The sequence below is a fragment of the Rhodococcus sp. IEGM 1370 genome (genome assembly GCF_033142325.1).
In the GTDB taxonomy this organism is placed as follows: Bacteria; Actinomycetota; Actinomycetes; order Mycobacteriales; family Mycobacteriaceae; genus Rhodococcoides.
The window spans coordinates 106217-118078 of the sequence record NZ_JAWLRY010000008.1 but is presented as its reverse complement, the minus strand read 5'-3'; the positions used below and the strand labels follow the sequence as shown (position 1 = coordinate 118078).

The window sequence follows — 11862 nt, the reverse complement described above, 5'->3', positions numbered from 1 at the left end:
AGGAATGTAGGGTCACGAACATGGCCAGGGTCTCCAGATTCACACTCGCCGATCGGCAGGAAGCGGTCGCACGCGCTTTCGGCGGTTCCGAGAGCCCGGCAACAGTGGCGACCGCACTGGGCATCCACACCACGACGCTCTATCGTTGGGCCGGGTCTTCCGCCACCGACGAACCCGGGCCTGCGGCGGCTCGACTGATAGAGGCCACCCAGGAACTACTGCGGGACGCCGATTTCGCGGACATCACGATCGAAAGTGTCGCTCTCCGATGCGGTCTCGCACCGAGAACCGCATTCCACCACTTCCCCACCAAACGCGAACTCTTCCAGGCCGCCGTCGACGACGCCGCCACCGTGCTCATCGCCCGCATCCACGAGAAGTCGGCCGCCGCCACCTGGCCGGACACCCCACTCGAGCAACTGCAGACATTTCTTCGCATCGCGGCAGCGAGCATCTACGACACCCCGCGCACCCACGTCCTATTCCGCAATCTAGGAGTACCGAGATCCGAGGGCTCCGCCGAACGCTGGCACGACAGTTTTGTCGAAGCAATCGCCCAACTGCTCCGTTCCGCCGCAGAAGCAGAGCAAATCCACAGCGACACAGACGTATTCGCCGCAGCGCACCTGCTCACCGGTGCCATGCGAGGGATCCACACGGCAGTATTCGAGGGCGGCGATGCCGCCACCGCACTGGGCCTGGTCGGCAGAGTTCACCTCCTGATCCCACCTCGGTGATCGAAGGAGGACAGCCGTCGTCACGGTTGCTTGCCACGCGAGATGAAGCCTCGCCGACCCAACGATCGGATTCGGTCCGACGTCGTACGTGGCCGCAACGGGTCGCTGGCACTGCCCGCCCCGTCGCGCATTCCGCGAACCACCTCGCGCAGCACGTCCGGTCCATCCATTCTCGGACGCCAATCCAGATCTCGTCGAGCGCGATCGGTGCTGAGCATCGGCGTCGCGAACGCCAGATCGACCCAGCCGTGGTGGACCGGAAACACGTGCGCGCCGAATGCAATTCGGGCACTCATGGACAGAAGACCGTGCGGTACCGGCACTGTTCGCGCTCCGAATGCCGTCGCGACATCATCGGCTCGAACGGGTGTCGGGGCTCCCAGATTGTAGGCTCCCGTCGCGCGCTGATCGAGGATCGCGAGTACCGCCGCGGCGACGTCATCGCTGTGCACTGCGGGTACCGCGAAGGATCGGTCGATGGGCAGTAGCGGAAGATGATCGACCACCGAGGAGGGGACGATGTCGGGTAATGCGTATCGCAGGACGGCACTGCCGAACTCGTACTGCCCGATCAGCCCGGGGCGAACTCGTGCGATCTCGACATCGGGATGGGTGGCCTCGAACTCGTCGAGCATCGTCTCTGCCGCCGACTTGTCCATGCTGTACGTCGACGACGGCACACCCGCTCGCGACCACGACTCGTCCACCTCCACGCCGTACGAGCCCGGCGCGTAGATGCCGCCGGAAGACATGTGCACCAGATGGGCGACGCCCGCCTCTGCGCAGGCCGTGACGACCGTGCGCACCGAATCGACGTTCACCGCCCGCAGGTAGGCCCGATCACGCATCGGCTGAAACGCGACGGCCAGATGCACCACGGCGTCCGCACCGCGAAACGTCGTGCGTAGTACGTCCGACGCGCGGTCCGAGGCGACGTCGAGAGCCACCCATTCCACCTGCGCGGTCCCCGCACCGGACGCCGGGATGCGTCGCGCGACCCCGACGACGGAATCCCCGGGCCGGTGATGTGCAAGCGCTGCCAGTATCGCGGTACCGGCGTTTCCGGTTGCCCCGACAACGACTACGCGCATGATTCGGCGCTGGTCAATGGCCTCTCCCGTCTGTACCGCCGGCTCGAACTCTCGTCCGACTCGGCGTCGAACACTCGGTTACCCGACGCTGCAGCGACAAAACGGACCCCACCGCGCCGTTTCCCTGGGCTCAGCCGGGGTACGCGCCACCAATGGTCGACAAAGCAACTGGCCCAGCGCCCACCGAAGCCGATCCCGACGATCCGCGCAAAGCGGACTCCCCCACCGATCTGACCAAGCCGTCGTTCATCTACGTGCTGAAGAAGACGGCCCGAGAGTTCTCCCGCGATCAGTGCACCGATCTCGCGGCCGCGCTGACCTACTACGCAGTGCTGTCGTTGTTCCCGGCGATCCTGGCGATCGTCTCGCTACTGGGCGTGTTCGGCCAAGGCCAGGCGACGGTCGACGGCGTGCTGCAGGTCGTCGGCGATCTCGGACCCCAATCGGCGGTGGACACCCTGCGCGGACCGATCGAACAGCTCGTGCAGGCCCCCACCGCGGGCTTCGCGTTGATCATCGGAATCGCCGGTGCGCTGTGGTCTGCGTCCGGCTACGTCGGCGCATTCGGCCGTGCGATGAACCGCATGTACGAGGTGGACGAGGGCAGGCCCATCTGGAAGCTGCGCCCGGTGATGCTGCTGGTGACGCTCATCGCGCTGGTGCTCATCGCGCTCGCCGCCGTGATGCTGGCGATCAGCGGGCCCGTGGCCAAAGCTGTGGGCGACGCCGTCGGACTCGGCGATACCGCGCTGACGATCTGGAACATCGCTCGCTGGCCGTTGGTCCTGATCGTGGTGGTGCTCGCCGTCGCGATTCTGTACTACGCAACGCCGAATGTGCAGCAGCCCAAGTTCAAATGGATCAGTACCGGCGCAGCGGTGGGCATCATCGTGTGGATCCTGGCCACCGTCGCCTTCGGCTTCTACGTCGCGAACTTCTCGAGCTACAACAAGACCTACGGCTCGCTCGCCGGGGCCATCGTGTTCCTGCTCTGGCTGTGGATCACCAACTTGGCCTTGCTCTTCGGTGCCGAGCTGGATTCCGAACTCGAACGTGGCCGCCAGCTCCAAGCGGGCATCGTCGCCGAGAAGCGACTGCAACTGCCGCCGCGCGACACCCGGGTGTCGGACAAGAACGACGAAAAGGATGCAGAGGCCGTCGAGCAGGGTCGCAAACTGCGGGAGGAACACAACCCGGAGCAGTGATCCGAACCTGTGTATCTCACCGCCGACGTGCGAGGATCGTCCGACTCCCCTGACGAAACGGACCCTATGCCCACCCTTCACCATGCTCCGCTCGCCGGCGTCGACCCGAGCGCCCTGTACCGCATCATGGCGCTTCGGGTCGAGGTATTCGTACACGAACAGAAGATCGTCGACGAGGCGGAACTCGATGGCGCGGACCTACTTTCGACGACGGAGTTGTTCTGGATCAAGGACGAGGACGCCGAGGTGTTGGCCACCCTTCGCGTGCTCGTCGACGACACGGTCCACATAGGCCGCGTCGCGACCGCAGCTCAGGCCCGTGGCCGCGGTTATGCCGGACAACTCGTCGAGGCCGCATTGACGGCATACCCCGGGGTGGTCGAGATCTCCGCGCAGGCGCACCTCGAAAACTGGTACGGGCGCTTCGGATTCGTTCGAGTGGGAGAGCAATACCTGGAAGCGGGAATCCCGCACGTGAAAATGCTCACCCGCGCCGATTGAGTCTGCGTCGTACTGGTGCAATCGGCGCTCTCGGTGCCGTCAGCGCGACCCCCGGGGAGACAGCTGCGCACTATCTGCTCCGCTCCTGGGCTCGATGGGCGGGATCCCCGCCGCGACGGCGTCGAGTGGAGCGAGAGTTGCGGACACGATCCGCCCTCCTCCTGGGAGATCGTCCGACGATCATCGCGCCGCTGAATCGAATCAACATGGGTCATGTGCAAGTCCTCGATGCAAGTCAGTTTATGACGATATCGTCACCCATGAGAGCGTCGCCAGTCAAGGTTTTTGACGAAATCGTCATATTTGACAGGCGATAGGCTGGCCTCACAACCTGTCGAGTAGGAGCAGCCCGTGGTCGAAGGCAACCGTGTCGCGCGCCGAAAGGCTCGCACCAGAGCCGCTCTCGTCCGGGCCGCGCAAGGCTTCCTGGCGAGCGGCAACACCAACGCACCCGTTCTGGAGATAACTCAAGCCGCCGACGTCAGCAACGGATCGTTCTACAACTACTTCGAGACCAAAGAAGAGCTGTGGCAGGCGGCCATCGACGCGGCCCTCGAATCCGCAGGCGACTACCTCGACTCACTCACCGTGGGCCTGGACGACCCGGTCGAAAAGTTCACCCAGTCCTTCAGGCTGTCCGGACGACTTTTCCGCCTCGAGCCGCAACTGAGTCTCGTGCTGCTCAATTCCGAGCCTGCGGCATTCGCCGCAGCCGGCGGCCTGGCACCGCGTTCACGCCGCGATATCGAATCAGCCGTCGCTCAAGGGCGATTCGATGTGGACGACGCAGATGTCGCACTCGCGATCGTGGCCGGTTCACTGCTGTCCATCGGACGACTGCTGCTCGCCCAACCCGAGCGCGACGAAGCGGCAACCGTGGACGGCACGACGCAACGGGTCCTGCGGGCACTGGGAATCTCCGCCGAGGAGGCCGAAACACTGTGCAGCCGGGAACTTCCGACGTCCTACAGCGGCGGAGTGCACGCAGCCATCGACCCCACTGTCCAGCCGCTCGACCAGCCGACCGGAGTCAGTCGTCCTCGGCCCTGAGCGCCACGCTCAGCGCCTCTTGCGCCGATATGTCCGCGTCTATCGCACCGCGCATCTCGGCATCGTCGAGGTCGACGCGCAACGGAACATCGGTGTCGGACTGTCCGCGCACATCGGCGAGTACGTGCTCGCGATCTTTCGCCTGCCGGTAGACGGCAAGGGCCTCGTCCTGCTTCTCTCGTGCAGTGGCCATGCCGTCAGGCCCGGTGGTGTCGCGCGGGGGCGTGCACAGCCACCTTGGCAGGCACCGACACGACTACGGGTTCGACGTTTCGATCACTACCGCGTGTGCTCATCTTCATGAACTTCTGGAGTTCGTCGTGGATAGGTGTGTCGGTCATGAGACTCGACCTTCTCGACCTTCGATGAAGCGGGTCGGTTCGGTTTCGCTGAACCATTGTGTGCGCTGAACGAGCGGCGTGACACCGACCCTACGGCCTTTTCTCCGACGCGGTGCCCGCTGCCGATCAGAACATCGCTGACGCCGCTCCAGGGAATGGGACTCACCCGCTCCTGCGGTCACCACCGAACGATCGGTACCCCGGCCTCACTTGGCGGCGGCGAAGTACGGGGCCCACTGCGAATCCAGAAAGCCGGTGAGCGACGCCCCTGCCTCGGACGCCGAATCTGCGGTACGCCACGCAACGTGTCCGTCGGGTCGCACGAGCACGGCCCCGACCTCGCCCACCTCGTACAGGTCGATCAGCTGATCACGGTCGACACCCGCAGGCGCGTCGGCCGCAACCGTGACCACTCCTGGCCCGGCTGCATCCAACGCCGAGACCACCGGAGCCCACTCGTCACCGGCAAACGTCAACAGCGTCAACCTGTTCCGGTCCAGAGCGTCGTGCGCGTCCACGAGCGTGCCGTCCACGGACAGCACCGCATGCGGAAGGCGGGCACCGGGATAGGTGGTGGGCACGTAGTCCACGACGTCCTCGGCCGGCGTGCTCGACGAGTCCTGCGAGATCAGCGGACCGGAGTAGAGGTAACCGAACTGCAGGCCCGTGGACACGAAGTGCTCCACCTGAAGCGGAATGGCGTCGGCGATCTGCTGCCGCAACCCGGCGGCTCCGGCGACCTGTGGGTTCAGCCTGCGGGAGCGGCTCATCTGTTTTCGCGTGGCCGCGGCAGCGAGCGGGGCGATGAATCGACCGGGGATCTTGTTCAGCGGCGCACGGTCCATCGCAGTGGTGGCCTTGGCCAGCATGGCATTGGTGATGCCTACCTTCTTCCCGATGGCATCCATCCGAAAGTGGTTGTCCACACTCTGTTTCGCGAACTTCTCCACCACCGGGCGACGTTCGGTGTCGTAGGTGTCGAGCAACGAATCCGACGCGGCTCCCGACAGGACAGCGTCGAGCTTCCAGACGATGTTGTGGGCGTCCTGAACTCCCGAGTTGAGCCCGAAGCCGCCGGTATGCGGGAACCGATGCGCAGCGTCGCCGAGCAGCAGGAGTCGCCCCCGCCGAAAGCTGTCGGCCGTCTGCGACGTCATCACCCACGTGCCCGTCGACTCCAACTCGAAGTCGTTGCCGTTCAGCACCTTCGGGAGCGTCTCGGCCCAGAACTGCTTGCTGCTCCGGGCGATCTCCTGCTCGGGATGTAGATACGCCGTCATCAGGATGTATCGATTGTCGGCGTGGGCGATGAGCACTCCACACAGCTCGGGCGTGTATATCCAGCTCAGCAACGGCCGTGCGTCGTCGGGGAAGAGCGTCTCGGACGTGAAGAAGGCACTACCCATGTTCGCCAGAACCGGCCCGGACAGGGAGATTCCGGCCGCATCACGAGTCGGGCTGTTCGCGCCGTCGCACGCGAGCACGTACTGGGCCTGTATCTCGGAGGAATCCCCAGCCACCGTGATACGGACACCGTCCACAGCCGGGTCGACCGACCGCACATTGACACCGCGACGAAAATCGACCAACGGCTCCGCCTCGATCGCGTCCCACAACACCGGCATCAGAATGTGCTGGCCGATGTGCGAGACCATGAACGGGCTCTGGCTCTCGACGATGGCCTTGCGTTCGGGATCCGAGAGCAGATCGATCGACCCGATCGCGCCATCGGCCAGACCGCCGAACCAGCTGATCAGGTTGACGGTCTCGTGCGGCGGCGACATCGCAGCGATCGACTTCGCCAGCTCCGGGCTGTACTCGTTCCAAATCTCCAACGTGCGGGCATTGATCACATGCGCAGCCGGATGGAACAGTGGTTTCTCCCGACGCTCGAGTACGACACTCCGGATTCCCCTGCGAGCCAACAGAAGTGCTGCAGTGGTTCCCGCAGGACCCGCCCCGATGACGACGACGGGTTCGGTCATCGAACCACGGTTCTCTGCAAGCCGAGATCGATGGTGCCGTCCGCGGTCCTGATGCCGGCCGTGACCACGTCGTCCACCGACAGATACTTGGGGTTCTTCGCCTGGCGCGCAAAGAAGAACTTCCACTTGAGCGCAGGCGGGATCAACTCACCGACCTTCTGCACGAACTTCGGCGGAGCAGAAATGGCTGTGCCGATCGGCGTGCCGGTCAGCAGCACATCGCCGGCCGTCATGTTCTGGAACCTGGCCAACCTGGTCAGCGCCTCGGCGGGTGGAGTGATCAGGTCGTTGCCGATCGTTTGATCCTGACGCGATTCTCCGTTGACGGCCAGGCTCAGGTGCAACTCGGGGATTCGGCGCAGTTCGTCGTTGTCGAGGAGTACCAACCGCGGACCGAGCGGCGTGAACGTGGGATACGACTTGCTCTCGTACACCTGCACTTTGGTCAGCTGGATCTCACGCGCAGAGACGTCGTTGGCGACCACCAACCCGGCGACGTACGTCGACAACGTGCCGTCGGTGACCGTTGTTCCGATCGGAATTTCTGCTCCGACCACCACCCCCAGTTCGATCTCGTAATCGAGCAGAGCGACCTCGGGTGGCTGCCTGATGGGATCGTTGGGTCCACTGATCGAGGCCGACGACTTGCGGAAGAACGTGGGCTGCAGAGTCTTCGGGTCCGAGCCGGCATCGATGGCATGCGACCGATAGTTGAGCAGCTGCGCCACCACCCGGCACGGAGCGGTGACGGGAGAGACGAGCTCGAGTTCGGCGACATTCGTGCCCGGGCCCGACGCCGCGGTGATGGCGTCGCGGTCGGTGAGCAGCTGCCCGGTGGTCTCGGCCGTCGTGTCGATCTCGATCGCACGGTCGCCGTCGAGACGCCACCAGGCATCGGCGGTACGAATTACGTTGACAGGCATAGCTTTGAAGTCCCCTACAGAGTTTTCGGTGTGATGGTCTTCTTGTTGGCTATCACCGGACGCCCGGGCCGAGTTCCGGCTTCGCGCCGACGAAGCTCTTCGTGGGGCACGCCGTTGCGTAGCTGGCTGAGCAGATAATCGGGATCGATGTTGACGCCGATCGGGTTCTTCGCGAACTCCTCGGTGAAGAAGAACGCCGCGGTGTTGTCGGGGTCGAAGTTCTCGACCTGGAACTCGAGACGAATCCCGTCGGGATCCTCGTAGTAGAGCGAGATCGTCGGCCCGTGGTTGATGGACCACACCGGGAGAATGCCCAGACGCTTGAGCCGGACGTAGTTCTCGAGGAGCCGTTCGAGTGAGACGAAGGTCAGCGCGATGTGGTCGATTCCGTAGGCCTTGCGCCGAAGCTTGGCCAGCGGGAAGAAGAACCGCACCGGCTTGGGCACCGCGACGATCGCCAGGCGATGCGACTCGTCGTCCCAGGTCAAGAACGTGATCTGCTCGTCCTGGTACGCAATCTCGGCACCGAACACCGTGCCGTACCACCGCACCATCTCCTCGGTACGAGCGGACTTCACCACCCAGTGGGCGATGTAGTCGGGTCCGACCCGCGACGGCGCGCGGCCCTGTTCTTCCTGCGTCGAACTCATCGAACTCGCCTCTCCTCGGCAACGCTGATGTGACCTACGCTACGACGGGTTTGACTATCGGTCAATATATTGATGATCGGTCAAACAGGCAGGCCGTTAGTGCACTAATGTCGGATCGGTGTCGAGCAACGCGTCCCCCGGTGCCGAGCGGTCCCGCCGCGCCCGTCCCCGGATGGACCGTCGCCAGGCCCTGATCGACGCCGCCATCGAGCTACTGGCCGAGGGCAACAGTGCCGACATCAGCGCAGCAGCGATATCGCGTCGCGCAGGGGTTGCCCACGGGCTGCTGTTCTACTACTTCACCGACAAACAGGGGCTCGTCGCGGCCGCGTTGGCCGACGTCCTGACGAAGCTGGCCGAATTCCAGGAACCCCAGGCCGTTGAGCAATCCGTGCGGGCTCGCGTGGAAGGCTTCGTCCGACGCCACATCGAGTTCCTCGAACGTCACCGCGCCCTCTACGTCCGGGTGATTCGTGAGGGAGAACTGGGCGATTCCGTCGTCGAAGACGCCGTCCGGGAAGCCCGCGCGGAGGGTGCCCGCCAGGTGGCAGCCCTCGCCGAACTCTCGGAACCCCTGTCTCCGTTACAGAGTGCCGCGATCTCCGGGTGGACCGGCTTTCTGGACCGGACTGCCGATGCGTACTTCGACACCCCCGACCTCGAACTCGATGCGGTGGTCGAACTGGTCGTCGACACCTTCGAGACGGTCGTGGGGGCAACGCATCCTCGTCCCGACGGAGACGAATGAGGTCAATACGACCAAGTTTCGTCGCAGCAGGTGCCCCTGAACCGTGCAATCTGCACGGTTTCTGACGCATCACTTGCGCAGCAGGGGAAGCGGCTGGTCCACTGTCCCCCATCGCAGCTCAGTTGCACCCATCCGGCGATTCGCAACCCGAACGCCCGCCCGGACCACTGGACCACACTCGGTCCCGCGTCGTCCGCTCTTCTCACGTGCCCTTCGGCCTCGGCCGGCATCAGGACGTTCTTCATCGTCGATTCAGGAGCCATCCGTCATGACCAGCATCAGCCCCGCCGACCGCCGATCGCCGATCGGTGAAGGCGAAGACCTGCACGACATCGCGCAGCGAGTGCTGTGGCTGTCGACCTCGATGATCCACCACGCCAACCGGATTCGACCGAACCCCACCGGACTGAAGGTCGGCGGACACCAGGCATCGTGTGCGTCGATGGTGTCGATCATGACGTCGCTGTGGTTCGAGCAACTGCAATCGGGAGACCGCGTGTCGGTCAAACCCCACGCCTCCCCGGTGCTGCACGCGATCAACTACCTCCTCGGCGAACTGGACGAGAAGTATCTGACGACGCTCCGCGCCTACGGGGGTCTGCAGTCCTACCCGTCGCGCTCGAAGGACCCCGACACCGTCGACTACTCGACCGGTTCGGTGGGAATCGGTGCCACCGCACCGATCTGGGGTGCGATGTCGCGACGCTTCGTCGAAGACCGCTTCGGCCCGGAGGACTCCGCACGAACCGGCTTCAGCGGACGGCAGTATTCACTGGTCGGTGACGCCGAACTCGACGAAGGTGCCGTGTGGGAAGCGATCATCGACCCGGGTATCGCAGAACTCGGCGAGATCGTCTGGATTGTCGATCTCAACCGTCAGTCCCTCGATCGCGTTGTGCCGAACATCGCCGCCCGCCGTCTCGAGAAGATGTTCGACGCCGCCGGGTGGCAGGTCATCACCGTCAAATTCGGCCGACTGCTCGAAGACCTGTTCGCTCGGCCCGGTGGCGATGCTCTCCGCACCCGAATCCTGGACATGCCGAACCCCGAGTACCAACGGCTGCTGCGCTGCACGGCCGACGAAGTGCGCACCCGGCTGCCCGGATCGGGGCCGGACGCGCAGACCATCGCAGACCTGATCGCCGACCTCGACGACACCGTGTTGACCGAGTCGATTCGCAACCTGGGCGGACACGATCTGGATGCGTTGCGCGAGGCCTACTCTCGCATCGACGACACCCGACCGACCGTGATCGTCGCGTACACGGTCAAGGGTTTCGGACTGCCCACCCAGGGACATCCGCAGAATCACTCCTCGCTGCTGACCGTCGACGAGTACGCCGAGCTCGCACGCAGCCTCGACCTGGATCCCGCTGCGCCGTGGGGCCGCTTCGAGCACGACAGCGCACCGGGCCGACTGTGCGCCGCCACCGCGGAGCGGCTACGCCGCGAACCGATTCCGGCGTCGACTCCTCCCGCCGTTCCCACCGACATCGGCCGAACCCCCAAGGGCACCGCCACCACACAGGCCGCACTGGGCCGCACGCTGATAGACCTCACCCGCGAGGCCCCGGAGGCAGCGAAAAGGATTGTCACAGTGAGCCCCGACGTCAGCTCCACCACCAACCTCGGTGGCTGGGTCAACAAGGTCGGCGTGTGGTCCTCATCCGATCGACACGACTGGTTCGGTGACGACGCCGAAACGATCATGCACTGGCGCGAGGGGCCGAGCGGTCAGCACATGGAACTCGGCATCGCCGAGACCAACCTCGTGGGACTGATGGGCGAACTCGGTGCCACATGGAGCCGGTGGGGACAGCCGCTGTTCCCGATCGGCGTCATGTACGACCCGTTCGTCGAACGTGCCCTCGAGCCGTGGTCGTACGGCATCTACGCCGGTGGACAGTCGATCCTCGTCGGCACGCCGTCCGGTGTCACACTGGCCGCGGAAGGTGGTGCGCACCAATCGATCAAGACCCCGTCCATCGGACTGGAGCAGCCCGGCTGCATCAGCTACGAACCCGCATTCGCCATCGACGTCGAATGGACCCTGCTCGCCAGCATCGCGCGCCTCGGCCGGCCCGACGGAACCTCGGCCTACCTACGGTTGTCGACGCGACCCGTCGACCAGTCGAAGGCCGACGTCCCCACCGATCCTGCGGCGAGGGAACGTCGACGCCGCCAGGTAGTTGCCGGCGGATATCCGCTGGTTCGTCGAGACGGTGCCACGGTGACCATCGCGGCCATGGGAGCCGTGATCACCGAAGCACTCGAGGCTGCCGAGCGATTGAGCAAGATCGGTGTGATCGCAGACGTTCTGTGCATCACCAGCCCGGGCGAGCTCTACCGAGCCCTGCAAGCACGGCAGGGACGCGGAGTCGGCGAGTCGTGGATTCTCGATCAACTGCTCCCCGCCGATCGGGCGACACCGATGGTGACCGTGCTCGACGGCCACCCGCACACACTCGCGTTCCTCGCGACCGTAAACCGTGTGGCGTCGACGTCGTTGGGAGTGAGCAACTTCGGGCAGGTCGGATCACTCGACGAGGTGTACAAGCACCACAGGATCGATACCGACTCCATCGTCGAGGCCGCACTGGATGTCACCGGTCAGTGACGCAGCTCTGCAGG

General features: G+C 64.7%; 12 protein-coding genes. 6 read left to right on the top strand and 6 right to left on the bottom strand.

Translation table 11 applies throughout. The features are described 5' to 3' along the window. Positions 1-20: 20 nt before the first annotated feature. Positions 21-737, top strand: coding sequence for a TetR family transcriptional regulator (locus R4P47_RS13215; RefSeq protein ID WP_317784968.1), 717 nt, complete (start codon positions 21-23; stop codon positions 735-737). Between the two features lie 20 nt (positions 738-757). On the opposite strand, the gene R4P47_RS13210 is transcribed toward R4P47_RS13215, so the two are convergent. Continuing rightward, positions 758-1828 carry an NAD-dependent epimerase/dehydratase family protein gene (locus tag R4P47_RS13210; protein WP_317784967.1) on the bottom strand — a complete coding sequence of 357 codons (1071 nt, stop codon included), beginning with the start codon at positions 1826-1828 and terminating at the stop codon, positions 758-760. 152 nt (positions 1829-1980) lie between these two features. On the opposite strand from R4P47_RS13210, the gene R4P47_RS13205 reads away from it, so the two are divergent. The 3 genes from R4P47_RS13205 (at position 1981) to R4P47_RS13195 (ending at position 4584) form a co-directional block, all read left to right on the top strand. Further along, positions 1981-3033: a YihY/virulence factor BrkB family protein gene (locus R4P47_RS13205; RefSeq protein WP_317784966.1), complete on the top strand. Its 1053-nt coding sequence runs from the start codon at positions 1981-1983 to the stop codon at positions 3031-3033. Between the two features lie 66 nt (positions 3034-3099). Then, positions 3100-3534 (top strand): GNAT family N-acetyltransferase, encoded by a 435-nt coding sequence (locus R4P47_RS13200; RefSeq protein WP_317784965.1) that lies wholly within the window; start codon positions 3100-3102, stop codon positions 3532-3534. Between the two features lie 351 nt (positions 3535-3885). Continuing rightward, positions 3886-4584 (top strand): TetR/AcrR family transcriptional regulator, encoded by a 699-nt coding sequence (locus R4P47_RS13195; protein WP_317784964.1) that lies wholly within the window; start codon positions 3886-3888, stop codon positions 4582-4584. On the opposite strand, the gene R4P47_RS13190 is transcribed toward R4P47_RS13195, so the two are convergent. From R4P47_RS13190 to R4P47_RS13170, 5 genes are all read right to left on the bottom strand, one after another. After that, positions 4565-4777 (bottom strand): hypothetical protein, encoded by a 213-nt coding sequence (locus tag R4P47_RS13190; RefSeq protein WP_317784963.1) that lies wholly within the window; start codon positions 4775-4777, stop codon positions 4565-4567. The two genes, R4P47_RS13195 and R4P47_RS13190, sit on opposite strands and share 20 nt — an antisense overlap. A 4-nt stretch (positions 4778-4781) precedes the next feature. After that, positions 4782-4925, bottom strand: coding sequence for a hypothetical protein (locus R4P47_RS13185; RefSeq protein WP_317784962.1), 144 nt, complete (start codon positions 4923-4925; stop codon positions 4782-4784). 206 nt (positions 4926-5131) lie between these two features. Then, positions 5132-6910: an FAD-dependent monooxygenase gene (locus R4P47_RS13180; RefSeq protein WP_317784961.1), complete on the bottom strand. Its 1779-nt coding sequence runs from the start codon at positions 6908-6910 to the stop codon at positions 5132-5134. Further along, a complete protein-coding gene (locus R4P47_RS13175; RefSeq protein WP_317784960.1) occupies positions 6907-7833 on the bottom strand; it encodes a fumarylacetoacetate hydrolase family protein in 927 nt (308 codons plus the stop codon). The genes R4P47_RS13180 and R4P47_RS13175 overlap by 4 nt, the downstream gene beginning before the upstream one ends. 14 nt (positions 7834-7847) lie before the next feature. Beyond that, positions 7848-8483, bottom strand: coding sequence for a VOC family protein (locus R4P47_RS13170; protein ID WP_317784959.1), 636 nt, complete (start codon positions 8481-8483; stop codon positions 7848-7850). Between the two features lie 118 nt (positions 8484-8601). On the opposite strand from R4P47_RS13170, the gene R4P47_RS13165 reads away from it, so the two are divergent. Together R4P47_RS13165 and R4P47_RS13160 are read left to right on the top strand one after the other, a co-directional pair. Next, a complete protein-coding gene (locus R4P47_RS13165) occupies positions 8602-9231 on the top strand; it encodes a TetR/AcrR family transcriptional regulator (RefSeq protein WP_317784958.1) in 630 nt (209 codons plus the stop codon). A gap of 268 nt (positions 9232-9499) precedes the next feature. Further along, the gene (locus tag R4P47_RS13160; protein ID WP_317784956.1) at positions 9500-11848 is read left to right on the top strand and encodes a transketolase-like TK C-terminal-containing protein; all 2349 of its coding nucleotides are present in this window, start codon (positions 9500-9502) and stop codon (positions 11846-11848) included. The last annotated feature ends 14 nt before the right edge of the window (positions 11849-11862 follow it).